Source organism: Asticcacaulis currens, from assembly GCF_028550395.1.
Taxonomy (GTDB): domain Bacteria; phylum Pseudomonadota; class Alphaproteobacteria; order Caulobacterales; family Caulobacteraceae; genus Asticcacaulis; species Asticcacaulis currens.
In genome coordinates, this window is sequence record NZ_JAQQKW010000007.1 from 35,232 (window position 1) to 59,523 (window position 24,292).

The following is a 24,292-nucleotide window of genomic DNA, read 5'->3' on the forward strand; positions in this document are numbered from 1 at the left end:
CCTTGCCTCACAGGCCATTGAAATAGGTCTTGGCTTCGGGCCGCCACAGGGGTTTCAGGGCGGCGTAGGGCACGACATAGTATTCGCCCATGCACACGCCCATGACGTGCGGCAGGTCTTGCAGACTGAAGACCAGCCCCTTGTCGTTAAAAGACAGCGCATAGCCGTAGCCGAGGTCGTCGCTCAGGCATTCGTCCTGATCCTTATCGCCGACGAACCACGGTGATTTGGGGGTCAGTTTGGCTTTGAGTGCCTGATACTCCGGGGTTTCGACCGGGGCGCCGTCCGTGTCGGTTCTGGCCGGTCGTGCATAAAGTTTCAGTACGCGGTCGGGGTCCAGCGCCTGACCGGTCTTCAGGTCGTAGGTGGTGCGGTTCCAGAAATTATTGGGGTGCGCGCCACCGCAGAAGGTCGAGCCGGACTGTTCCACCGTCATCAGGGTGGCGCTCATATAGGTCACGTCGGTGGTGGTCTCATCGAAGCCGCCCGCCGTCCCGGCCGCAGGATTGTCGTCCTTGCTTTCGGCCAGACAACTCAGCGCGCCATCGACCATCTGAAAACGCAGCCCGTCCAGCAGCCGGTTGGCTAGGGGCAGGGTTTTAGCGTCCGGCGCGCGGGTCAGGCGCACGCCGGATACGCCCGTCGTCTTGTCGGTGACGGCACGCACGGCGAACGCGCCGTGGTCTGTCGCCTTGCCTTCGGTCAGGCCGGAATCGTATAGGCGGCTGAGATAGGGGTTATCGAGCGCTGCGACGGGGCTGTCGTAGGACAGGCTGGAGCGCAGGCTGGTCGCTTCGGCCACGCGTTCAGCCGGGGTAAAGCGGCGTTCGGCGACCTTTTTCAGCACGATGTCACGATTGATCTTCTTGCCCGCCTGACCCAGCCACTGACCGCTGAGGCCCGTCGCTGTGGCCTTCAGTTGCAGCCTGCCGACCAGCGGGCAGGTGTCTTCCCAGCAGTTGGTGCGCTCCTCAAAGCTGAGCGGGCCGCTGGCCTGTAAAGGGATGCTCAGATGATAGCGGCTGTAGAAATACTGCGCCGTGGTCAGATTGCCCTGTCTGACGATCTCGATGACCACCGGCGCCTTGCCGATCGTGCCCTCATACACGGTCTGGGTCGCGGGGACCTGTGCCAGCGCCGAACCGGCGGCTGAGACGGCCAGCAGCGTCGTTGCGAAAAACCCCTCAAGCCTCATCGGGCGCCCCCTCTGATGTGCGGACCTTGCGCCGCTGTCTGAAAAAGTCTTTTAGCACCTGACTCGTCTCGGCCTCAAGCACGCCGCCGGTGACGTCGGGGGCCCAGTGGCAGGTCGGCTGCGCAAAAAAGCGCGGGCCGCTCTCTACCGCGCCGCCCTTGGGATCAGAGGCCCCATATATCACCCGTCCGATACGGGCGTGCGACAGCGCGCCGGCGCACATGGCGCAAGGTTCCAGCGTCACATAGAGCCACAGATCGGTCAGGCGATAATTGCCGACAACCTGCCCCGCCGCGCGTAAAGCCAGTATTTCGGCGTGGGCCGAGGGGTCATTAAGACTAATGGGCGCATTTTTTGCACGCGCAATGACGGTTTTACTTGACGGATCGTAGATTAAAGCGCCTATCGGCACCTCGCCGGCCTGGGCGGCCTTTTCGGCCTCGTCCAGCGCCAGACGCATCAGGGTTTCGTCAGTCATGTCCTGTGGGGAGTCCATAGGGGTTGATGACCGGCAAACCGCTGCGGCGTCAAGTTAAAAGGCCCTGCGTGAGCAGGCCCAGTCAGGAAAATGATGATGTCTGAAGACCATAATACGCCCGAATCCGCCGCTCCGACCGAGAGCGTTGCCAGCGACGCCGCCCCCAAAAAATCCTACGTCAAAAAGCCCGCGGCCAAGAAAGGCCCGGCTGACAAGTCCTTTGGTAAGCCCGCGCGCCCGCCGGAGCGCATCGCCAAGGTGCTGGCGCGTGCCGGTCTGGCCTCGCGCCGCGAAGTTGAGCGTCTGATTGGCCTCGGCAAGATCGCCGTCAATGGCCGCCTGCTCGACACCCCGGCGACCACCGTGTCGCCCGACGACCTGATCACCGTCGAAGGCAAGCCGATCCGTAAGGCCGAGCCCACCCGCGTGTGGCGCTACCACAAGCCGGTCGGTCTGATGACCACCCATCAGGACCCGCAGGGCCGCCCCACCGTGTTCAATTCGCTGCCGCAGGAACTGCCGCGCGTGATTTCGGTGGGCCGCCTCGACATCAATTCCGAAGGTCTGCTGCTGCTGACCAATGACGGCGAACTGGCGCGCGCGCTGGAGCTGCCGACGACCGGCTGGACGCGGGTCTATCGCGTGCGGGCGCTGGGGCGCACCACGCAGGCGGCGCTCGACACGCTGAAAAACGGCGTGACGGTCGAAGGCGTGCAGTACGGTCCCATCGAAGCCAGGCTGGACAAGGCGCAGGAAAAGGCCGACGGCCGCGCCAATCTGTGGATCACGGTGTCGCTCAACGAAGGCAAGAACCGCGAAGTCCGTAAGGTGCTCGACAGCCTGGGCCTGAAGGTCAACCGCCTGATCCGTCTGGCCTACGGTCCGTTCCAGCTCGGCGATATCGAGCCGGGTGAAGTCGAGGAAATCGGCCCGCGCGTCGTGCGCGAGCTGCTGGGCGACAAGATCGACCCGCGCAACCTGCCGTCGGAAAACGAGACCCAGACGCGCACGCCGATGCGTCTGCGCCGGACCGAAGGCGAGGGCGCGCCACGCACCGGCCGTCGTGGGGGCGGTGAACGCTTTGCGTCGAAGGGCGAAGGCCGTGAGGAACGCCGCGAGCGCCCGATCAGCCGCGAAGAGGCCTTCCGCCGCAAGTACGAGGCCAAGGAATTTGGCGACCGCGATTTCGATGAGCGCCCGCGCTTTGAAGGTGACGGGCAGGCGCGTGATCGCCGTCCGGAACGCGAGGAGCGCGAATGGACGCCGCGCGCCGAGCGTCCCAGACGAGACTTCAATACCGGCGAGTTCAAACCGCGCGGCGAAGGCAGTTTCAAACCGCGTGGCGACCGTCCGCAGCGCGATTTCAAGCCGCGCGGTGAGGGGGACTTCAAGCCCCGTGGCGAACGCAGCTATGGCGACAAACCGCGCTTTGACAAACCGCGTGGCGAACGCCCGGCAGGTGACCGTCCGCAGCGTGATTTCAAACCACGTGGCGAAGGTGACTTCAAGCCGCGTGGCGAACGCAGCTACGGCGACAAGCCGCGCTTTGACAAACCGCGTGGGGAACGCCCGGCGGGCGACCGCCCGCAGCGTGATTTCAAGCCGCGCGCTGAGGGTGACTTCAAGCCGCGGGGCGAACGTAGCTACGGCGACAAGCCGCGCTTTGATAAGCCGCGTGGCGAGCGTCCGGCGGGTGACCGTCCGCAGCGTGATTTCAAGCCGCGCGCTGAGGGCGACTTCAAACCGCGCGGTGAGCGCAGCTTCGGCGACCGCCCGGCGGGCAAGTCGTTTGGCGGTAAGCCCGGTGGTGGCAAGTCCTTCGGGGGCAAGCCGGGTGGCTTTAAATCTGACGGGTTTAAATCTGGCGGGCGTCCGGGCGGCTTCGCCGGTAAGGGCGCGCCGCGCAAGCCGCGTCCGGAGTAAGTCCGCATGCGCATCGTTGGTGGTGAGTTTCGCGGGCGCGCCCTCAGCGCCCCCGAAGGCCAGAACACCCGCCCGACCTCGGACCGGGCGCGTCAGGCCATGTTCAACATTCTGGAGCACGCCGAGTTCGCCCCCAACCTCAACGGGGCGCGGGTGATGGACGTCTTTGCCGGTTCCGGCGCGCTGGGGCTTGAGGCGATGTCGCGCGGGGCGGCGTTTTGTCTGTTTGTCGATACGGACGACGCGGCGCGCGGCGCCATCCGCGACAATGTCGAAGCGTTTGGCCTGTTTGGCGTCACGCGCATCCACCGCCGCGACGCCACGCAACTGGGGGTGCGCCCCGGTAGCGCGTCGGAAGCCTTCGATCTGGTGTTTATGGATCCGCCCTACCGTAAGGGTTTGGTACAGCCGGCGCTGGAGGCGTTGCGAAACGGGAACTGGCTGAGCGATGAGGCCCTGATTGTGGCCGAATTGGCCGCCGATGAGGACTTTTTTGCCACGGAACTGTGGCATATAATCGACACCCGGACCTATGGCCCCGCGCAGGTCCTGTTCCTGAAACAAAAAATTCTTACAGAATTTTAACTACTCAAATTACTGATTTTTATATATATTTTGACGTGGCCCATTCGGGCTGTGGCTAAATTAACCCATTTCGCAGAAAATTCGTATTGACGAGTTTTTTATTGTGTCCCCAATATGTCCTTAACAAGGTGTAAACCGCGCCGTGCGGCACGTTTAATGCACCGAAGCTCCCTTAAGGGGCGGGATTGAACTGTTATAAATTGGGGTGATGTTATGACGGCAGAAGCGATCAAGCTTGAAGGCGGCAAGAAGCGCCGCGACGGCCTGAAGGTTATTCTGATGGCCGGTCTCAGCGTTCAGGCCTGGGCCTTCCTGATGGGTGTCGGGATTATCGTTCTCAACGTGACGCGTTGATTTTGCAGCCTGTGGCGTTTGCCGCGGGTTTTTTTATGGCTGTTTCAACCAGGTATGGGGTTCAGGGGGAAACTGATCTTGTTATCCCGGTTGTGGGTCTGACCTAAAGCTCCGGTCTGACGGGACATCAGACCGCATGAGCCGACGGGGGAGTGGGGCTTAGGGTGAGTGCGCCGGATGAGGTGCGCTCACCCTGATCGCCCTTGCGGATTGTACCGCGAATACAGGTGGATAATCTCTTTCCGCACCTGTGTCTAAAGCAGTAGAAACCACAGATTGCACAGATTCCACAGATTAACTGCGTTGCGGTACCAGCACCGGCGCGCAGCGCCCTTCTGAGCTTTCGGGGGCCGGGACTCTTTCTCACCACGGATAGACACAGATGGCGGCTTTGCCGCCAACACGGATATCCGTGCCAGACGAACGTAGTTCGTCATCCGTGTCTATCCGTGGTTAAATAACACCGTTTGACGTGTCGTCATATTTAAGGTGTTTCGCCACGAAAAGCACGAACATTCGAATAGCGGACAGGCCTCCGCCCAAAAGCCACTGAACAGCGTGCGACCCGTCTTTGTTTCAGGCGCTTCGCGAAAAAAACGCTGCGACACCTTTCGTGCTTTTGGTGTTTTTCGTGGCAAATCTCTATCTTCGACCGAACAGCTTTTCGATATCTTTCAGCTTCAGTTCGACATAGGTCGGGCGGCCGTGATTGCACTGACCCGAATGGGGGGTGGCCTCCATCTGCCGCAGCAGGGCGTTCATTTCGGAGGCCGACAGCCGCCGCCCGGCGCGCACAGAGTTACGACATGCCATATTGCCGCAGATTTCGGCCATCCGCTCTTTGAGGATCAGGGCCTGACCGTTTTCGGCAATATCGTCGGCCAGATCGCGGATCAGCCCGGCCACGTCACCATCGCCGATCAGGGCCGGGACTTCGCGCACCAGAATCGTCGCCGGGCCAAAACTTTCGATCATCAGGCCAAAGCCTTCCAGATCGTCGCGCCGCGCCATCAGGCGGCTGACATCGGCGGGGTCGAGATCGACGATTTCCGGGATCAGCAGGGTCTGACGCGCCACATTGCCTTCGGCCATCATGGTCTTCATGCGCTCATAGACCAGCCTTTCGTGGGCCGCGTGCTGATCGACGATAATCAGGCCGTCTTTGGTCTGCGCCAGAATGTAGGTCTCGTGCAACTGCGCCCGCGCAGCCCCCAGAGGATAGGACTCAAACTCCGGCGGCAAGGGCTGGCTGAGCACGCTCAGATCAACCCCCGCTTCGGCCAGGCCGCTGTCCTCCGGCCGCTCCATCGTGGGTGCGGCCTCGACAAAGTCTCTTTCGACTCTGGCCGACGGGGCAAAGGTCAGGTCGGTATTCCACGCCGGCTGGTAGTTAGGGTGAGGCTGGTCCGGCGTCGCATAGGCGCGGGGTTGATAGCCTCTATTCAGGGACAGGGTGGGTTGCATCGGCGCACGATAGCCCGACGACAACGGATTGAAGGCGCTGAGCGCCTGATCGGCGACGGTGGTCGCGGCGCGGTGCCCGGCCGAGGCCAGGGCGTGTTTCAACGCCCCGATGATCAGGCCGCGCACCAGATTGGGGTCGCGGAAGCGTACCTCGGCCTTGGCCGGGTGGACATTGACGTCGATATCCTGCGGGTCGGTCTCGACATAGAGCACCGCCATCGGGTGGCGGTCGCGGGCCAGAAAATCGGCATAGGCCCCGCGCAGCGCCCCGGTCAGCAGCTTGTCGCGCACCGGGCGGCCATTGACGAACAGGTACTGATGCTGGGCATTGCCGCGCGAAAAGGTCGGCAGTCCCGCATAGCCGGTCAGCCGGACGCCCTCGCGCTGCTGATCAATCAGCAGGGCATTGTGGCCGAAATCATCGCCCAGCAGCGCGGCCAGGCGCTTCAGACGCCCCTCAAATCCGGCCTCTTCGGGATAGAGGCGCAAGGACCGCTTGCCATCCAGCGTCAGCGAAAAGCCGACATCCTCGTGCGCCATGGCCTGACGCTTGACCTCTTCGCTGATCGCCATGTTCTCGGCGCGGTCGGTCTTCATGAACTTCAGCCGAGCCGGGGTGGCGTAAAACAGGTCCTTCAACTCGACCCGCGTGCCGTGCGGGCGCGAAAAGGCGGCGGGGCGCAGCGGCGACATCGCCCCGGCATCGACCGTAATGGCAATGGCGCCGTCCATGCCTTTGGCGCGCGAAGTGATGTCGAGACGCGCCACGGAGCCCATGGACGGCAGGGCCTCACCGCGAAAGCCGAGCGTCTGGATATGCAGCAGATCCCAGGTGCCGTCGGCCTGCGGTTTCAGCTTGGAAGTGGCGTGGCGTTCGACCGCCAGCGGCAGGTCTTCGGCGTCCATGCCGCGCCCATTATCCTCGATCAGGATGCGCGACAGGCCGCCCATATCGGCGAAAATGTCGATCTGCGTCGCCCCGGCGTCGATGGCGTTTTCGACCAGTTCCTTGATGGCCGAAGCCGGACGCTCGACCACCTCGCCGGCGGCGATGCGGTTGATGGTGTCCTGAGGCAGGCGGGAAATATGGGCCATTGACCCAATTTAGTTGAGTCCGGCTGTGGGGGCAATGTCGGGAAGGGAATTAACCACGAACGTCACGAACGCTGAGCCGTAACGCCGCCTGCGCCCGAAGGGCTTTACCACGGATGCACACGGATGGCGGCTTTGCCGCCGACACGGATACCCGTGCAGACGAACGCCCTTCGTCATCCGTGTCTATCTGTGGTTCAAAAGAGTCTCGCTCGCGATGTCAGTAAGAGGTGTGAACCACAGATTTCACAGATTTCACAGATGGGCGCTGCGCGCCGGGCGGGCGACACGGGCACGGATAATCTGTGGCATCTGTGAAATCTGTGGTTTCTATTCTTTCAGCACAAGTCGTGACGCCTGTGGGCTTTTAAGGAATGTCTTTCACCACGGATGCACACGGATGGCGGCTTTGCCGCCGACACGGATACCCGTGCAGACGAACGCCCTTCGTCATCCGTGTCTATCTGTGGTTCAAAAGAGTCTCGCTCGCGATGTCAATAAGAGGTGTGAACCACAGATTTCACAGATGGGCGCTGCGCGCCGGGCGGGTGACACGGGCACGGATAATCTGTGGCATCTGTGGAATCTGTGGTTTCGATCTTAAGGCGTAAACCCAAACGAAAAAGGGCCGCAGTGCAGCAGCCCTTTTGAAACCACAATGTCTTACGGCTTACAGGCCGGGCAGTTTGAAGGACTTTTCCTTCTTCTGCTCGATGGTCACCTTGCCGTCGCCCAGCAGCGACTTGATGCGGGCCGCTTCGGCTTCCGGGTCGAGCGCGTTGACTTCACCGGCGATCACCGAATTGGTCGAGGGTACGGGCGCCGGGGTCGTGTCCTTTTTCCAGAACAGGATCTTGTCGGCGAAGCTCTCTTCCTTATAGGCCAGATCGCCAAATTCATCGTCCACGACGTAGCGGGCCAGCGGATCGGCCTTATCGGCCCCGGCCTTGGTGGCCAGCACCTTCTCGCCTTCGGAGCGGGTGATGGCCTGACGCTGACCCAACAGGGCCTCACGCGCCGCGCTTTCGGGTTGCAGTTCCTGCGGGCGGGGCTCACCTGGCGCGGGCGGACGCAGCGCGAAATCCGGCGGCACCACCAAAGGCGCCTTGGTCACGACGCGAAACTCGTCCGGCACGACCTTGTTCAGGCCCAGCGCGCTCTTGGTCGATTCGCACCCCGTCAGACCGACGCCGGCGATCAGCACCAGACCCGCCACTACTTTGACCGACTTCATTCTTCGCTCCGCATTATCCGTGCCCTTTTTCAGAAGGGGCCGGAGAGTGTTACTTGCTTTTCGCCGCCCTGCCAAGGGTCCGCGTTTAACCTTGTTTCGACTCTTCCCGATTGAGGAAGAAGACGTCGATGAACAACAGGGCCACGCCGATATTGATGGCGGCGTCGGCGATGTTGAACACCCACGGAAAGCCCAGCCCCGAAAAATCGAGAAAATCGACCACGCCGCCGTAGATGACCCGGTCGATGGCGTTGCCGATGGCTCCGCCCGCCACCAGAGCCAGCCCCAGACCGATGACGCGCCGGTTGGTGCGGCGGACCCAGTCGATCAGGCAGGCCGACACGACCAGCGAAAACAGGGTGAGCAGCCAGCGGCCGATCCCTTCCGAATGGAAGAAACCGAAGCTGACGCCCTTGTTCCACACCATGCTGAACGAGAAGAAGGGCAAAATCTTGACCTGTCCGAGACTGGGCAGTTGCAGACCGTATAAAATCCAGTTCTTGCTGATCTGATCGAGGATCAGGCCGATCAGGCCGATCAGCAGCATCTGCCGCCCCAGCGGCGTGGTGTGCGGCGGGGCGAAGTGGGTTTTCAGCTTGGTGTGAAGGTCAGTCATGATTGGCCGTCGATGCAGAAGATAAGCACCTCCCCTGATATCAGGGGAGGGTGGATCGGCGCGTGAGCGACGAGACGGGTGGGGTTAATCCCGCCGCATAACCCCCCTCCGGCTAAAGCCGGTATCCCCTCTGATATCAGGGGGGAAGCGGGACGACTAGCCCCCACGAGCGGCGTCCCATTCGGCGACGGCGGCGGCGTCGCGCAAAGAGAGATCCGGGTAGCGCGGGTCCGAGCCCACTTCGGGCAGGATGCGCCACGACCGCTGACACTTGTTGCCGTGCGCGATGTGCACCACGACCGACACGTCCTTCACCTCGTTGAGGCGGAAGGCGTCGTCCGGGCCGACTGAGGCCGACAGCACGGCCTGAGACGTGCGGAAGACCTCCGCCGCGTCGATGCCGTCAAAGGCCGCCAGCAGCGGTTCGGAGTCGATAAACACCGTCGGCGCGGCTTCGAGCGCCGAACCGATCACCTTGTCGCGGCGCTTCTCTTCCAGAGCGGCGGTAACGACCGACAGCACTTCCTCGATCTTGCCCCAGCGCGCCGCTTCGGCGGCATTGTGCCATTCGGCGGGCACGGCAGGCAGGGTGCGATAAAGGTTTTCCGGTGCGTCCGGATAGCGATAGCTCCACGCCTCTTCGGTGGTGAAGGCCATGATGGGCGACAGCCAGGCCGTCAGGCGCTCAAACAGGATGTTGAGCACGGTGCGGCAGGCGCGGCGCTTTACGTCCGACGGCTTGTCGCAATAGAGGCTGTCCTTGCGGATGTCGAAATAGAGCGACGACAGGGTCTGGGACGCAAAATCGGCCACCGGACGGATGACGCCGGCGAAGTCATAGGCGTCATAGGCGGCGCGCACCTTGGCATCCAACTCATGCACGTGGTGCAGGATATAGCGTTCCAGCGACGGCATGTCCTGATAATCGACGGCCTCAGCGTCCGTATAACCGTTGAGCGCGCCCAAGAGATAGCGCAGCGAATTGCGTAGCTTGCGATAGGCGTCCACGGTCGTCTGGATGATCTGCTTGCCGATGCGCAGGTCGTCGGAATAGTCGGACAGGGCGACCCACAGGCGCAGAATTTCGACGCCGGATTCCTTGGCGATGTCCTGCGGGGCGACGACATTGCCCTTGGACTTCGACATCTTCTCGCCCTGTTCGTCGAGGACGAAACCGTGGGTCAGGACGGCCTTATACGGCGCACGGCCGCGTGTGCCGCACGACTCAAGCAGCGACGACTGGAACCAGCCGCGGTGCTGATCCGAGCCTTCGAGATAGAGGTCGGCGGGGCTATGGGTATTGTCGCGGCCTTCCAGTGTAAAGGCGTGGGTCGAGCCGGAGTCGAACCACACATCCAGAATATCCGTAACCTTCTCATAGTCCGCCGGATTGTAGCCATTGCCCAGAAAATCCTCGTCCGGGCGCGTGAACCAGGCGTCTGCGCCCTCAGATGCAATGAGCTTGATGATGCGGTCGTTGACCGCCTCGTCCTTCAGCGGCTCACCCGTCTTTTTATCGACGTACATGGCCAGTGGCGTGCCCCAGTTGCGCTGACGGCTGATCAGCCAGTCCGGGCGGGTTTCGACCATGCTGCCGATACGGTTGCGGCCCTGATCGGGGTAGAAGGCGGTCTCGGAGATGGCCTTCAGCGCCGTGGCGCGCAGGTTCGTCTCACCGTCCATGCGGATAAACCACTGGGGCGTGTTGCGGAAGATGACCGGGGCTTTAGAGCGCCACGAATGCGGATAGGAGTGATCGACGCGACCGCGCGCCAGCAGGTTGCCGGCTTCGATCAGCTTTTCCATCACCACCTTGTTGGCGTCGCCGAACTTGCCGGCCTTCTTGCCCTCGGTTTCAAGGACTTTCAGACCCGCAAACAGCGGCACATGCGGGTAGTAGGCCCCATCGGGGTCCACGGTGTCGGGGATGGAATCCAGCGAATAGCCATGCTTGAGCCACACCAGATAGTCGTCCGCGCCGTGGCCGGGCGCCGTGTGCACGAAGCCCGTACCGGCATCGTCCGTGACGTGATCGCCCGCCAGCATGGGCACGTCGAAGTCATAGCCGCCGGGTCCACCTACATCGAACAACGGATGTTGCAAGGTCCACCCAGTTGGATCAACAGACGCCACCTTGGACCAGCGTGCTACCTTGGCCGCCTTGAAAACATCCTCGACGAGTTTATCCGCGACGATGAGACAGTCGCCGACCGAGACCCAAGGTTCGAACTCAAGATTTTCTTCAATCGCCTCGACTTTGAAGGAACTATAGGCGACCTTTGGGTTGAAACTGACGGCACGGTTTGCCGGGATAGTCCATGGCGTTGTCGTCCAGATCACCACATCTCCGGGAACCGGGCCATTTAGGACCGGGAACTTCACCCAGATGGTCGGGCTGACGTGCGGGTGGTATTCGACCTCAGCGTCGGCCAGAGCCGTGCGCTCGACCGGCGACCACATGACGGGTTTTGAGCCCCGATAAAGCTGGCCCGACATCAGGAACTTGTGGAACTCCGCCGTCACCTTCGCTTCGGTGTCGAAGTCCATGGTGGCGTAGCGCTCATCCCATTCGCCTAAGACGCCCAGACGCTTGAACTCTTCGCGCTGCACGCCGATCCATTCGGCGGCGTATTCGCGGCAGGCCTTGCGGAACTCGGCGGCGGGCACCTCGTCCTTCTTGCGGCCCCTGGCGCGGAACTGCTCCTCGATCTTCCATTCGATGGGCAGGCCGTGGCAGTCCCAGCCGGGGACGTAATCGACGTCATAGCCCATCAGGAACTTCGAGCGCACCACGAAGTCCTTGAGAATCTTGTTCAGCGCATGGCCGATATGGATGTTGCCATTGGCGTAGGGCGGGCCGTCGTGCAGCACGAACAGGGGGGCGTTCTTGGCCTGACGCGCCTTGCGCACGCTGTGGTACAGGTCGGACTCTTCCCACTTTTTCAGCATTTCGGGCTCGGCCTTGGGCAGGCCGGCGCGCATCGGGAAGGCGGTTTCAGGCAGGAAGACGGTTTCGCGGTAATCGCGTGAAGGGTGTTCGGACATGAATCCTGATATCTCTGGGAGGGGATACGGTCAAATAAGGCGTGGCGATGTACTCCCAGCGCAAGACCCGGTGCGGGTGGCTTACGCTGGGCTTCAAATTCGAAGCTGCGCCCGTATCGTCAACATGGAGGCAGCGTTTATCAGAGGCCGCCGGGATTGCCTAGAGCGGAATGGTTTCTAATGGACATTCCGCTCAAACCGCAAAGGTGGCGGCCAAGGTGGCGCAAGCCACCGCCCGGCGAGGGGCCAAACAAAGACAGGGAAAGAAAAGTGGGTGAGGGTCCATTGTTAAAGCGCCTCCCCTAAAATTAGGGGAGGGGCTTTGGGTTGGGGGCGCATCTAATCCTGACAAAAACTGTCAGCACGGCTTGTAACCTCCGCTCAGGAGGTGCCCATGCGCAAGGTCGATCTGAAACGCGAGCGCAAGTCGCTCTATACCGCGCCCGCCGGTCAGTTTGTGCTGATCGACGTGCCGCCGCTGCCGTTCCTGATGATTGACGGCCACGGCGACCCCAATGGCGACGGCTTTGCTGCGTCCATGCAGGCCCTGTTTTCGGTGGCCTATGGGCTGAAATTCATGAGCAAGGTCGAATGTGACCTCGACTACAGCGTGCCGCCGATGGAAGGGCTGTGGTGGGCTGATCGTTTCGAGCGTTTCTATGACCGCGACAAGGACCTGTGGTCGTGGCGGATCATGGTGCCGCAGCCGGACGCCATCACGCCGGATATGTTCGCCCGCGCCGTGGTCGGGGCCGGGCGCAAGGGTAAAGGCGGTTCGGCGCTGGGGCGCTTACGGCTCGAAACCTGGGCCGAGGGCTTGAGCGTTCAGACCCTGCACATGGGGTCTTATGACGACGAAGGCCCGCTGATCGCGCGCCTGCATCAATGGATTGCCGACAATGGCCTGAGCGAAACCGGCCACCACCACGAAATCTATCTGTCTGACCCGCGCCGCACTGTGCCGGAGAAGCTGAAGACGATCCTGCGTCAGCCGGTGCGGCACGTTTAGACCACTGGCCCTTCTCCCCGTCTGCGGCAGACGGGTTTATCGAAAATACGCCCGTGCCGTTTCGGCGTCTCTGGCGATTTGCGCTTTTAGGGCATCGAAGGAGGGGAATTTCTGTTCGCCGCGCAGATAGTGCAGCAATTCGACCTCGATCACCTGATCGTAGATGTCGTGGTCCAGCCCGAAGATATGCGTCTCGAAGCGCTCAGACAGGCCGCCCACCGTCGGGCGCTTGCCGAAATTGGTGACGCTGCCCAGCACCCGCCCGTCGCTGAGCCGCGTGCGCGTCACATAGACCCCGTATTGCGGGCGCAGATAGTCGCCAAGCTCGATATTGGCCGTCGGAAAGCCGATCTGACGCCCGATCTGATCGCCGCGCGACACGACACCGGCAAAGGCCTGCGGACGGCCCAGCACGTGCCCGGCCAGTTGCGCGTCACCGGCTTCCAGCGCCTCACGCACGGCCGACGACGACAGCTTGTGCCCCGTCTCATCGGTCTGACACGGGGTGACGGCGGTGGTGAAGCCCATCGACGCCCCTGACTCGCTGAGCGTCTGCGCCGAACCGCCGCCCTTCGCGCCATAACGGAAGTCGAAGCCGCAACTGATGTGGCTCAGTTTGAGGTGGTCGTGCAGTATGCTCTGCGTAAACGCCTCCGCCGTCAGGGCCGACAGCGTCTCGTCAAAGCGCAGCACAAAGACGTATTCAACGCCCAGCTCAGAAAAGGCGCGCACCTGCTGATCGAGAGTCATCAGGCGAAACGGCGTGACGGGCTTTCCGGCGCGCGTCAGAAAGAAGGCCTGCGGGTGCGGGTCGAAACAGACGACGGCGGAGGGGGCCCCCAGACGGTGTGCGGCGGCGATGGCGTTTTCGATCACCCGCTGATGGCCGCGGTGCACGCCGTCAAAGCTGCCTATCGCCGCACAGGCACCGGTCGGCCACGCCACGCCCTGCGCCGCCGCGTTGAGCGCCTGCGCGCGCAGGGCTCCGCCGGGTTCGAGCGTCAGAAGAAACGCCTTGGTCGCCATTTGCGCCATGCTCAGACCGGCTTGCGCGGGGCGATGACCTCGGCCACGCCCTTGGCATAGGTCTTGCCGCCGACGCTGGCGACGGTAGTCAGGGTCACGACGCCGGTCTTGGACTGAATATCGGTGACGGTGAGGGTGATGGTCACCACGTCGTCGATCTTCACCGCGCGCTTGAAACTCAGCGACTGCGACACATAGATGCTGCCGCGTCCGGGCAGGCCGCCGGCAATGGTCGCCGAAATCCACGCATTCAACAGCGCCCCGTGGGCGATGCGCCCCTTGAACGGTGTGGTCGCCGCGTAGGCCTCATCGACGTGTACGGGGTTGTGGTCCTCCGACACCTCGGCAAAGGCGCGGATAGCCGCATCGGTGGCGGTGAAGGCGCGCTCCAGCGACTGACCCACGCTCAGGTCTTCGAGATACACGGTGACGGCATCGGTCATCAGCAAGGGTTCCCATGGCTTTTGGCCTGATCTATAGCGGGATGATTTTAGATGAAAACATCATCCCGCTATAGATTCCTATTTGTCGCGCAATTTTTCCGAAAAGTGGTTTCCACTTTGTCGGATTGCGCTTTAGGGCGCGCGGCAGCGTTTGCCAAGACGCGCGGTGCAGAATCCCGCCGCTCTGAGGTGCGTAAAACTGTCCCGATTTGGCATTATTTTTTCAAACGCGGTTCACAAAACGCGGGTTTTTCATGGTTAACTATAGTTATATCATTGAATAATATAAAAAAATTTGGCCGCGCCCTTTAACTCTATTTTATCCGCTTGCTGCCATTATGGCCCAGTCAGATGTGAAGGGCCTGCATAAGGCAGGTTCGAGTATTACAAAGGTGGGCACACTCACATGGCCGTCGATATGTCCATGCAGATCCTGGTGGTTGATGATTACAAGACCATGCTTCGGATCATTTCCAATCTGCTGAAGCAGCTGGGATTCGAGAACATCGAGGAAGCGTCGGATGGCGCGGAAGCCCTCGAAAAGATGAAGAAGACCAGTTACGGTCTGGTCATTTCCGACTGGAATATGGAGCCCATGACCGGCTATGAGCTTCTTCTGAAGGTGCGTTCAGACGATTCGCTGAAACGCACGCCCTTCATCATGGTTACGGCCGAGTCCAAGACCGAGAACGTGATCGCGGCCAAAAAGGCTGGCGTGAACAACTACATCGTTAAGCCGTTCAACGGTGCGACGCTGAAGCAGAAGATCACCGCCGTTCTTGGCGAATTCTAAAGCGCAATCCGATAAGTGGGCACCACTTTTCGATAAGGTTGCGCGAAGAACTAAAGTATTGACCGACTATCATGCAGGTTAAAATGGGCCAGGTTGCACCCAAACAGGCTGAATCTCCCGCTCTGGAGCCCGTTGACGCGGCTCTGGCGGCGGCGATGGAGCCCAAGCTGATCAATTTGATGCAGCAGTCCGAGGCCCTTGTCAGCCTGATGCGGGAATTCTTCCAGCAGCTCGACAGACGCCGCGCCGAAGAGTTTGCCGTTATCGCCGGCTATATCGCCAAGGCCAAGGAAGAGATCCGGGAGCTGAGGCCGCACGATCTGTCGCAGGAGCGTATCCCTACGGCCGGTGCGGAACTGGAAGCCATTACCCGCGATACGGAAAACGCCACGCACAACATCATGAACGCCGCTGAGGCGATCATGGGCATGGATGTCTCCGACCCCAAGGCCTACAAGGCGGCGGTGGACGACGAGGTGATGAAGATTTTCGAAGCCTGCTCGTTCCAGGACATCACCGGTCAGCGCGTGTCGAAGGTCGTCAACGTCCTCAAACAGATCGAGGAGCGCGTCGGCAAGCTGGCGGCGACCCTGGGCGTTGAGGACAAGGATGTCGAGCTGTCCGAACGTGAAAAGCGTGCCCGCGATCTGCTGCTCAACGGCCCCGCTATTGGCGGTCCGGAAACCCGTCAGGACGCCATCGACGCCATGTTCGATGAAGCGCCTGTGACGGCCCCGGAACTGAAGGTGCAGGCCCCGAAGGTTGAAGCGCCCAAAGCCGAACCCAAACCGGAACCACAGCCTGAGCCCAAGCCGGAGCCGGTCGCCAAGGCGGCCCCTGCACCGGTTGCCGCCCCGGACCCCACCCCGGACGCCGGCAATTCTCAGGATGATATCGACGCCCTGTTCGATACGCCGGCCCCTGCGGCCAGCAATGAGCCTCAGTCTCAGGACGACATCGACGCCCTGTTCGACATGTCGCCGGAAGACCTCAAAAAGACCAATTCTCAGGACGATATCGACGCCCTGTTCGACTGATCCGGCGGGCTCCCGATCACTCCCCATAATGGACAAGGCCGGTCAACGGCCTGTCCCGCAGGCCTTCGTGATGGTGGCCCGTCAGGGCGGAATGACAGACCGTCATTCCGCCCTGACTGTTTTCTTGTCGCGCATTTTATTCCGAAAACCGCTACGCACTTTTGGCTTCGCCGAACTGCGTTTCGGAATGCGCCTAAACCCCTTCCGCCCCTATCCGGAAGTGGTTTTGCTGTGATAAAGAGCAAACGCTAGAGGTAGCCTTTGGTGATAGTTCTTAACATACTGGGTTTCGTCGTTGTCTTCGCGACTCTCTGGCTTTTCTTTTGGCTCGGCCTTACAGAACGGCCAAGGTGGCTGATTATTTTGCTTGCCGCGATATTCACTCTGGCCAATATGGTAGTATGGCACGCCCTGAAACTACCATGCGCTGAGGCGCGGCAAATCTCAGCAGGGCTGATCATCCTTGCTGGTGGATTGATACCTGTATTGCGCTGGGTGTTTCCTAAAAGAGCCCCGTTCAGGCGCTTAGGATAGATCAAGCCCTGAGCGCCGCCAGTTGCTGCGACAGGTCGGTCTGGTCGCGGCTGTCGATCGAGGTGCAGATCTGCTTCACATCGACATAGCTGAACGGTTTGGGCAGCAGGTAATCGGCCTGTTCGCGGCGCGCCTTGTTGAGCATGGTGCGGATCATCACCGGATCGTTGCGCTGACCGGCGGACATGATGCCGATAGGCGTGCCGTGTGCGCGTTCGCGCAGTTCCGCCATGTGGTCCAGCACATTGTCTTCACCGAGGAAGATGTCGGCCAGGATCAGGTAGAAGCGGGACACGTCCAGTTGCGCCCGCGCTTCGGCCAGCGAACTGGCCGTGACCACTTCGCAACCCTGCTGCGCAAACATGCGGGCAATGATACGCGCCTGAGTGGCGCTGTCTTCGATGATCAGGACGGTTCGCGACACGGCGCCACCCCAGGTACGTTTATGACTTCCTTATTTTGGAGGCGACCTGTTGATAAAACATTACTGTGGTTGCGCTACCAGAACTTGTCTTCACCATGTCAGGGCGGGGGAGACGTAACGGGCGCTGGCCTTTTCGCTTTCCAGCACCTTCACCAGCAGTTGCGCATCGAGCTGACCCTCGGCATTGGTGGCTTCAAGCGCATGGATACCCGCCGCGATAAAGACGAGGTCCAACCCCTGACCATTGGCCCCCAGCACATCGGTCGGCAATCCATCGCCGATGGCAAGGATGCGCGATTTATCCACCTCACGCCCGGCCACCGCCTTCAGGGCCTGATAGCAGAGGTCGTAGATGGGGGCATAGGGCTTGCCCGCCATGATCACTTCGCCGCCAAAGGCCATATAGATGTCGGCCAGAGTCCCGGCGCAGTAGATGATCTGATCGCCGCGCTGCACGATGCGGTCAGGATTGGCGCAGATCATGGGGATGCCGCGCCGGGCGGCGGCTTTCAGGTCGGGGTGGTACTGCTCCAGCGTGTCGTTCTCATCGTCAAACAGGCCCGTGCAGGAGATGAAGGCGGCTGTTTCCGGCGTGCCGCTCAGATCGACCCCCAGCCCGTCATAAAGGGGCGCGTCGCGCTCCGGCCCGATGATCCAGGCCGAGCCCTTTGGGGCATAGTCTTTCAGGAAGGTGCGCGTGGCATCGCCCGACGACACAATGGCAGAAAAGGCATCGTCATGGACGCCCAGATCGGCCAGTTGCGCCTTCAGCCCGTCCTGCGGGCGCGGCGAGTTGGAAATCAGCACAACTGGCCCGCGCTCGGCCTTGAAGCGGCGCAGGGCATCATAGGCCTCCGGAAAATGCCGCTTGCCATTATGGATGACGCCCCAGATGTCACAGAAAACCGCGTCATAGTCAGCGGCGATATCGGACAGATGGGTCAGCAGATGCGGGGCGTTCATGGCGGGCCTTTCGTTGAGAGAGGCCTTCATAGAACAAGCGCCCGGAAAGGGGAATCCGGTTTTTCGATCTAAAGGCAGGTCAGGCGCCGCGGCGCTTAGAGCGTCATTTCAGGACGCTGGCCGTGTCCACCAGTTCGACCTCGTGCATCTGGTTCAGATAGGCGTCGAAATAGGGCTTGTGCGAGGCGCCGACGACGCTGAGCACGCGGGCCCCCGGTGTCCTGACGAAGGCGGCGCGGATATTGGCCACCATGCGCAGGTTACGCACCTCCCACCAGCCGACATACTGACGGCCCCAGTAGTCCGGGGTCTTGTCCGCCGCTGCCTTTCCGAAATCGGATGTGATGGCGTACATCTGCATCGGCGGGCTGTTGTAATAGCGGAACAGGTTCAACATGCCGGTCGCCGCATTGGCGTCGGCTGCCGGGGCGGGCGGGGCGGGGTCCTTCGGACTCGACCAGATGCGGGTGATGGCCGCTTCGAAGGCCGGATCTTCGCTCTGAACCGCGTCCGAGGTGTGGTCATCCACCGAATAGACGCGCTCAAGTCCGCTTCGGGCCGCCAGAACCGCAGCGATCTGATAGTTTTCATTGGGCGCGGCCGCAATGTCGGTCAGCAGTTTGAGCAGGGCCGCGTCGAGGCCGTCGCCGACGCGCCGTTCTGCCGCAGGCAATCTCAGCCACTGTACCAGCGCCGACGCCCGTTCATTGGCGGCCAGAAGCGTGGCCGCCAGACGCCGCCGCGCCGCAGGGGTGGGGTTGGCGGGCCATGAGGCCAGCATGGCCTCGGCCTGCGCATAGGCGGTGAGTACATCAAGGCCCGTGGCCTTTTGCGCCGCGTCGGTAGGGCGGCAATACTGATCGGCGACGCCGGGGTAAATCGTCGGGTAGCGCCGTAACTGATCGCACTGCATCCCGGACAGGGCTTCGATGGTGATGACCGTCGGCTTATAGGCCGCCAGCTTGTCGAGGAGCGCGCTCATCGAGGCCGGATCGAATTTATCCAGATTGCTGAGATGGATACTGCCCAGCACCAGAACCTGCGTCTTCGGGCCGGCGACCAGAGGCTTCCAGGTGGTCGGATCAAAGGCCGGGGTCTGTGCCATTGCGGGCATCCCCAGCGAAAAAGCCAAAACCATCGCCAGTCCCGCGCGTGCCAACACAGTTTTCATGATGTCCCCCTGTGGTACGTAACCCGTAACAGCCTACCACAGGTTCGGCGCACGTCCATACTTTATACGGTCTGGCCTTTTGCGGGCTTGCCGGGCATATCGCTGCCGCCCGAACTGCGCTATGACAGGGCAGGGAGGCGAGCCCATGCGCAGCTATCGTCTGACGTCCAATGGACTGAGCTTTGCGGTCGATGAGGCCGGGGAAGGCGATCGCGTGCTTTTGCTTCTGCACGGCTTTCCGCAGAGCCGCATCGCCTGGCATCCGCTGATGGCCCCGCTGGCGGCCATGGGGTGGCGGGTTCTCGCCCCGGACCTGCGCGGCTATGGCGACAGTGAGCGGCCCGGACGCCAGAGCGATTACCGTATCGAGCGACTGAGCGAGGATGTGCTTGCCATTGCCGAAGCGGCAGGCGCCACGCGGCCCGTGCTGGTCGGGCACGACTGGGGCGGGGTGGTGGCGTGGCGCACGGCCATCGACTATCCGGAGCGCGTATCCGGGCTGGTGGTGGCCAATGCCCCGCATCCTGCGGTGTTTGAACGCTTGCTGTACAGCGGTCTGCGGCAGAGGCTGCGCTCGCTCTATGTGCTGTTCTTCATGCTGCCGTGGCTGCCCGAATGGCAGGTGCGGCGGCGTAAGGGTCGCGGGCTGGCGGCGCTGCTGCGGCGTCAGTCGCCGGCCTTCGGTCAGGCGGCACTTGAGGCCTATGCCGAGAATATCATGCGTCCGGGGGCCGCCACGGCGATGATCAACTATTACCGCGCCAATGTGACCCGTCTGGTGACGCCGCGCACCAAGGCCCCGCTCAGCGTGCCGACCCTGATGGTGTGGGGGATGGCCGATCCGTTCCTGGATGCGGCCCTGACCGAGGGCAATGAGGCGTATGTGCCTGATTTTACTCTACAATGCCTGCCCGGCGTCTCGCACTGGGTGTTGGAAGAGGCCGGGGACCGGCTGGTTGCCGCGATTGAGGAGTGGTCACGGCTGAAAGGGCTGGCCGGGCGACATTGGGCGCCATGAAGTGACGTTGATAGAGCCTGTCACCAAAGGGAAAGATTCACCACGGATGCACACAGATATGTGCGGCGGTGCCGCACATGACACGGATGATTCGAGGATGGGGTAATTAGCAGGGTAAAAGTTGTTGGGCGAACGCACGGAGCGGAATTAAAGCGCGAAGCGTTCGATCTGGGCCTTGGGATGGGTGCCAAAATTAATGATCAGGCCCAGACTGAGGCCCGTCGCTTTGAGATAGTTCAGGAGTTGAGCGCGGTGGGCCGGTACGATGGACGGGCAGGCCTTAATTTCAACAATGATACTCTCAAAGCAGACGAAGTCTGCCTGATAGGTTTGCGTCAGCACCGCTCCCTTGTAGCTGAGAGTTAGGGCTTTCTGAGCTACAAACGGAATATCGTTTACGCGAAACTCGTGCACCAGACATTCCTGATAAACGGCTTCGAGAAACCCAATGCCTAAGGTGTTGTGGACTTCGAAGGCCGCGCCGCTGATACGATAGACCTCGTCTTCAAAATGAAGCTTCGTCATAGCCCCCCCCTCTGCGCTATAACATCCGTGTCAATGAGCGGCATTGCCGCTCATATCCGTGTCTATCCGTGGTTAAAAACCTTAAGCCCGGCGGCGTTGCGGAGGCAGGGTCGATTTGATGAAGCCCGCCGGGGGAGCGGTTTCCAGTAGCACCTGCTCCTTGATGGCGCGCGGTTCGCCGAACAGGTGGCCCTGGGCGAAGGCGACCTCGATTTCGAGTATGTCCACCACCTGACGCTCGTTCTCGACCTTTTCGGCGATGACGTCGATGCCATAGCGCGCCAGCAGGTTGGCGTAGTCGCCCGCGTGGATATCCTTGAGGAAGCGCAAGGCCGGCTTGCCGTCGATATTCATCAGTTGATCGAGCAGTAGATTGGCGCCGATCTTCACATAACGCACGTCCGAACGTTGCAGGTCGGTCAGGTCAAGGTCGATGGAGGTGATCTTGTCCAGCGAGAATTTGAAGCCCATATCGGCCAGTCGCGCCATGTGACGGGCTTCCATGGCCCCGCGCGCCGCATAGGCGTCCTGACCCAGCTCAAAGATCACCGAATCGGCCAGATCGCGGTTTTCGTTGAGAAATTCAAGGAACTGCGGGAAGAAGACCTCATCGCGCAGCGAGGTCAGCGAAATATTGCAGAAAATGCCGATGCGACGGTCCTGCTTGGCCAGGCGGCGCACGATCTGCACGCAGCGGAACAGCAGCAGGTTGTCGATGGAGGGCACCAGACCTTCGGGTTCAGCCACCGACAGATATTCGGCGGGCATTAGCACGCGGCCGGTGGCGTCGCGCAGGCGCGAGAAGCTCTCATAATAGATGGTCTTGCGCTGCGGCAGGGAGACGACGGGTTGCAGATAGAGGTCCACGCGGTTTTCGATCAGGGCCTGACGCACGGTCTCGATCAGGGCTATGGCCTGCTGTTCCTGACGCGACAGGGGCGCGGGCTGCGCCGCCTGAGCCGGGCCGGGCACGGCCTGCCAGTCGGCGAGACGCTCCTCGATGCTTTCGCCCAGCTTGAGCACCAGATTTTCCAGCATCTTCACTTCGGTGGTCAGTTCGTCGGTGCGTCCGACGCGCTGGTGCTGCATCTGATCGGCCAGTTCGACCATGTCTTTCTGCGTGACATCAATGGCTTCGACCATCAGGCGATGGGCGTCGCGCACCAGATCAATCTCTTTCGAGAGGCGGCGTTCTGACAGGTACTGATTGACGAAATTGTGGATGGCGAAACAGACGGCCAGTGTGGCCAGCGCCGCCGCTATGCACGCGCCCGTATCCGATCCCCCGGTATAGAGCGCCATGGCCGCGCCCAGCGACAGAAACAGATAGGTTCCCATCAGCAGTATGGAGGTCAGTCTTCCCATCGGGTGTACCTGTCGAACAACCGCGCCGAATCGCGCCAGAGGCGACTATGCGGCGATTTGGGGCGCAAGCCAAGCCGGCGTTAATATTTACTAACAAGCGGTTAAGCGAGGAGGCCGTCACTGGCGCGGCGCAGGGGGCCGTTATAGGGCTGATCGGTCTTGCGGCGGCGGTCCGGGCCGAAATAGCTGGCGCAGCGGATATAGGGGCGGGGGCGCATGACCACGGCGTCCAGCCGGCTCAAAAGGGCGCGGGCCGTGAGGGGTTTGGCCACGAATTCATTGACCCCGGCGTCGCGCGCCTCAACCACGCGCGAACGCTCGGAATGGCCGGTGATCATTACCACGGGCAGATAGGGGTTGCTGGAATCGCTGGCCGTGCGCAGCATCCGCGTGAATTCAACCCCGTCGATCGGATACATGTTGAAATCGACCAGAGCGATATCGGCCGGAAACTGACGCAGGACGTCGAACGCCTCGGCCCCGTCGCGCGCTTCGCGCACGTCGCGTATGCCCGACCCCTTGAGGATGGCCAGTACGATCGAACGCATGTGCTGATTGTCTTCAACCAGCAGAATTTTCAGGGCCCCGTAATCTGCCATATCCCCCATGGTCCGGATCTGCGCTCATCTTGACGTAACGTAAGGATGGCGTTGTTTTTGCAAACCTGTGACAAAGAGTAGCGCTGTTACGATGAAGGATCGGCGAGATCAAGCCCTAATGCGCAACGGATTTTCACGAACCTGACGCTAAGCGACCAAATGTCGCAAATGGCATTGAAAACAAGAGTGTTATTGTGCGATAAATGATGATATCTAAGGTAATATAAAACCGATTTCGCTACGCCTGCGATACCACCCACAACGAAGGGTCGAGCGCGCGGTCACGCCATTTCAGGCGCCAGCACAGATGCGGCCCGGTGGCGCGTCCCTTCTGCCCCACCTGACCGATAATCTGGCCCTGCGTCACAAGGTCGCCGGCCTTTACCGTCAGGGTGGACAGGTGCAGATACATGCTGATCAGGCCCTGACCGTGATCGAGCAGAATCAGGCCGCCTTCGAAATGCAGGTCGGGTTCCGCCAGGGTGACACGCCCCGTTTGGGGCGCATAGACCGGCGTGCCTTCGGCTGCGGCCATGTCGAAGCCATAGTGCGGGCTCTTGGCCTCGCCATTGAGGACGCGCTGATTGCCGAAACGTCCTGTATTGACGAAGTGACGCAGCGGCCAGACGAAGGGCCGCACGAACCAGGTGGCATCTTCCCGGCTGGCGAAGCCGATGTTTTTGAGGTCGCGCTCCCTGGCGATGCGCTCCAGAAGCGCCGGGTCCGAGGGACTGACCTGATCGGGGGGCAGGCCGTCGATGCGTTGAATGTCGTAGGGGGTGCGCAGGATTTCAAAGTCCATGGCCGGTCCCGACCCGATGGCCAGCCGCGCCATGGGCGGGGCGTCGCGGTCGAAGCCGATAACGAAATCACCCTGTTCGGAGGTCAGGCCGCGCGCCGTGCCGTCAAGAATGACCTCCTGACGCGGTTCGGCCCGGCCAGTGGCAAAGCCGCTCTGCACAAACTTGCCGGTCAGATTATAGGCGCCGCCTTTTAAGGTCCGCGCCCACACCGAGCCGTAGGGGCGTGGATCGGCTCTGACAAGACCGGGCGCGATAAGGCCCGCAAGGCCCAAGGCAAGCCCGCCGCCCAGAATGTGCCTGCGCTTCATTGTGGCTTGTCGCGCATCTGAGTCCGAAAAGTGCGTCCCACTTTTCGGGATGCGCTTTAACGTCCGTTCAGGGCTTTCCATCGGGCCGTGGCCTCTTCCGGCCCGGCATAGGCCTCCTGCGTGCGGGGATTCCAGTAGCGCAGGGCCTCCAGCGGGATCTGCTTGCCCGACACGGCGCAGATCACGAACTTGCCCGGACGCATGACGGCGTATTCACCGTCTCCGTAATGGAGGATGGCCTGATCGGGAAGGGGCGGCTTGGAATGCATATTCATGCGCCCAAGATAG

24 protein-coding genes are annotated in these 24,292 nt (G+C 61.5%); 8 read left to right on the plus strand and 16 right to left on the minus strand.

The genetic code is table 11. The annotated features are described in order from the left end of the window. Nucleotides 1-7: 7 nt before the first annotated feature. A complete protein-coding gene (locus PQU94_RS12460; protein ID WP_272741781.1) occupies nt 8-1,195 on the minus strand; it encodes a hypothetical protein in 1,188 nt (395 codons plus the stop codon). Next, nucleotides 1,185-1,673 (minus strand): tRNA adenosine(34) deaminase TadA, encoded by a 489-nt coding sequence (gene tadA / locus PQU94_RS12465; protein WP_272741782.1) that lies wholly within the window; start codon nt 1,671-1,673, stop codon nt 1,185-1,187. Before tadA ends, PQU94_RS12460 begins: the two co-directional genes overlap by 11 nt. A 96-nt stretch (nt 1,674-1,769) precedes the next feature. Between tadA and PQU94_RS12470 the strand changes: the two genes are divergently transcribed. The 3 genes from PQU94_RS12470 to PQU94_RS12480 all read left to right on the plus strand — a co-directional run bounded on the left by PQU94_RS12470 (nt 1,770) and on the right by PQU94_RS12480 (nt 4,535). Continuing rightward, nucleotides 1,770-3,596: a pseudouridine synthase gene (locus PQU94_RS12470; RefSeq protein ID WP_272741783.1), complete on the plus strand. Its 1,827-nt coding sequence runs from the start codon at nt 1,770-1,772 to the stop codon at nt 3,594-3,596. A gap of 6 nt (nt 3,597-3,602) precedes the next feature. Beyond that, entirely contained in the window at nt 3,603-4,181 is a 579-nt protein-coding gene (gene rsmD, locus PQU94_RS12475) for a 16S rRNA (guanine(966)-N(2))-methyltransferase RsmD (RefSeq protein WP_272741784.1), read from the plus strand. Nucleotides 4,182-4,394: 213 nt separating this feature from the next. Next, nucleotides 4,395-4,535, plus strand: coding sequence for a hypothetical protein (locus PQU94_RS12480; RefSeq protein ID WP_013480909.1), 141 nt, complete (start codon nt 4,395-4,397; stop codon nt 4,533-4,535). A 642-nt stretch (nt 4,536-5,177) separates the two neighbouring features. On the opposite strand, the gene mutL is transcribed toward PQU94_RS12480, so the two are convergent. The 4 genes from mutL to ileS all read right to left on the minus strand — a co-directional run bounded on the left by mutL (nt 5,178) and on the right by ileS (nt 11,986). Then, complete coding sequence (gene mutL / locus PQU94_RS12485; RefSeq protein WP_272741785.1) at nt 5,178-7,094, minus strand: DNA mismatch repair endonuclease MutL; 1,917 nt, start codon at nt 7,092-7,094, stop codon at nt 5,178-5,180. A 667-nt stretch (nt 7,095-7,761) separates the two neighbouring features. Next, nucleotides 7,762-8,325: a DUF3035 domain-containing protein gene (locus PQU94_RS12490; protein ID WP_272741786.1), complete on the minus strand. Its 564-nt coding sequence runs from the start codon at nt 8,323-8,325 to the stop codon at nt 7,762-7,764. A gap of 85 nt (nt 8,326-8,410) precedes the next feature. Then, a complete protein-coding gene (gene lspA, locus PQU94_RS12495) occupies nt 8,411-8,941 on the minus strand; it encodes a signal peptidase II (RefSeq protein WP_272741787.1) in 531 nt (176 codons plus the stop codon). Nucleotides 8,942-9,097: 156 nt separating this feature from the next. Further along, nucleotides 9,098-11,986: an isoleucine--tRNA ligase gene (gene ileS / locus PQU94_RS12500; protein WP_272741788.1), complete on the minus strand. Its 2,889-nt coding sequence runs from the start codon at nt 11,984-11,986 to the stop codon at nt 9,098-9,100. 394 nt (nt 11,987-12,380) lie between these two features. On the opposite strand from ileS, the gene PQU94_RS12505 reads away from it, so the two are divergent. Further along, on the plus strand, nt 12,381-12,995 hold the full coding sequence (locus PQU94_RS12505; RefSeq protein ID WP_272741789.1) for a GyrI-like domain-containing protein: 615 nt from the start codon (nt 12,381-12,383) through the stop codon (nt 12,993-12,995). 36 nt (nt 12,996-13,031) lie between these two features. Here PQU94_RS12505 and ribF read toward each other — a convergent pair whose 3' ends face one another. Continuing rightward, complete coding sequence (gene ribF, locus PQU94_RS12510) at nt 13,032-14,030, minus strand: riboflavin biosynthesis protein RibF (RefSeq protein ID WP_338735927.1); 999 nt, start codon at nt 14,028-14,030, stop codon at nt 13,032-13,034. Between the two features lie 2 nt (nt 14,031-14,032). Beyond that, nucleotides 14,033-14,464 (minus strand): MaoC family dehydratase, encoded by a 432-nt coding sequence (locus tag PQU94_RS12515; RefSeq protein WP_272741790.1) that lies wholly within the window; start codon nt 14,462-14,464, stop codon nt 14,033-14,035. Between the two features lie 51 nt (nt 14,465-14,515). Here PQU94_RS12515 and PQU94_RS12520 point away from each other — a divergent pair, with 51 nt between their 5' ends. The 3 genes from PQU94_RS12520 to PQU94_RS12530 all read left to right on the plus strand — a co-directional run bounded on the left by PQU94_RS12520 (nt 14,516) and on the right by PQU94_RS12530 (nt 16,294). Beyond that, the gene (locus PQU94_RS12520) at nt 14,516-14,776 is read left to right on the plus strand and encodes a hypothetical protein (RefSeq protein WP_272741791.1); all 261 of its coding nucleotides are present in this window, start codon (nt 14,516-14,518) and stop codon (nt 14,774-14,776) included. Nucleotides 14,777-14,870: 94 nt separating this feature from the next. Continuing rightward, nucleotides 14,871-15,257, plus strand: coding sequence for a response regulator (locus PQU94_RS12525; protein ID WP_013480940.1), 387 nt, complete (start codon nt 14,871-14,873; stop codon nt 15,255-15,257). A gap of 83 nt (nt 15,258-15,340) precedes the next feature. Further along, a complete protein-coding gene (locus PQU94_RS12530) occupies nt 15,341-16,294 on the plus strand; it encodes a protein phosphatase CheZ (protein WP_272741792.1) in 954 nt (317 codons plus the stop codon). Between the two features lie 535 nt (nt 16,295-16,829). On the opposite strand, the gene PQU94_RS12535 is transcribed toward PQU94_RS12530, so the two are convergent. From PQU94_RS12535 to PQU94_RS12545, 3 genes are all read right to left on the minus strand, one after another. After that, nucleotides 16,830-17,252 (minus strand): response regulator, encoded by a 423-nt coding sequence (locus tag PQU94_RS12535; RefSeq protein WP_272741793.1) that lies wholly within the window; start codon nt 17,250-17,252, stop codon nt 16,830-16,832. A 90-nt stretch (nt 17,253-17,342) separates the two neighbouring features. Continuing rightward, nucleotides 17,343-18,215 (minus strand): TIGR01459 family HAD-type hydrolase, encoded by an 873-nt coding sequence (locus tag PQU94_RS12540; RefSeq protein WP_272741942.1) that lies wholly within the window; start codon nt 18,213-18,215, stop codon nt 17,343-17,345. Between the two features lie 103 nt (nt 18,216-18,318). Beyond that, nucleotides 18,319-19,386: a DUF5694 domain-containing protein gene (locus PQU94_RS12545; RefSeq protein WP_272741794.1), complete on the minus strand. Its 1,068-nt coding sequence runs from the start codon at nt 19,384-19,386 to the stop codon at nt 18,319-18,321. Nucleotides 19,387-19,531: 145 nt separating this feature from the next. Here PQU94_RS12545 and PQU94_RS12550 point away from each other — a divergent pair, with 145 nt between their 5' ends. Continuing rightward, complete coding sequence (locus PQU94_RS12550; RefSeq protein WP_272741795.1) at nt 19,532-20,404, plus strand: alpha/beta fold hydrolase; 873 nt, start codon at nt 19,532-19,534, stop codon at nt 20,402-20,404. Between the two features lie 147 nt (nt 20,405-20,551). Here PQU94_RS12550 and PQU94_RS12555 read toward each other — a convergent pair whose 3' ends face one another. The 5 genes from PQU94_RS12555 to PQU94_RS12575 all read right to left on the minus strand — a co-directional run bounded on the left by PQU94_RS12555 (nt 20,552) and on the right by PQU94_RS12575 (nt 24,279). Continuing rightward, nucleotides 20,552-20,929 (minus strand): GxxExxY protein, encoded by a 378-nt coding sequence (locus PQU94_RS12555; RefSeq protein ID WP_272741796.1) that lies wholly within the window; start codon nt 20,927-20,929, stop codon nt 20,552-20,554. A gap of 81 nt (nt 20,930-21,010) precedes the next feature. Further along, nucleotides 21,011-22,294 (minus strand): flagella assembly cyclic-di-GMP phosphodiesterase TipF, encoded by a 1,284-nt coding sequence (tipF, locus tag PQU94_RS12560; protein WP_272741797.1) that lies wholly within the window; start codon nt 22,292-22,294, stop codon nt 21,011-21,013. Between the two features lie 101 nt (nt 22,295-22,395). Beyond that, complete coding sequence (locus tag PQU94_RS12565) at nt 22,396-22,893, minus strand: response regulator (RefSeq protein ID WP_272741943.1); 498 nt, start codon at nt 22,891-22,893, stop codon at nt 22,396-22,398. A gap of 238 nt (nt 22,894-23,131) precedes the next feature. Beyond that, entirely contained in the window at nt 23,132-24,004 is an 873-nt protein-coding gene (locus PQU94_RS12570; RefSeq protein ID WP_272741798.1) for a M23 family metallopeptidase, read from the minus strand. A 56-nt stretch (nt 24,005-24,060) separates the two neighbouring features. Beyond that, nucleotides 24,061-24,279: a DUF2093 domain-containing protein gene (locus PQU94_RS12575; protein WP_272741799.1), complete on the minus strand. Its 219-nt coding sequence runs from the start codon at nt 24,277-24,279 to the stop codon at nt 24,061-24,063. Nucleotides 24,280-24,292 lie beyond the last annotated feature (13 nt).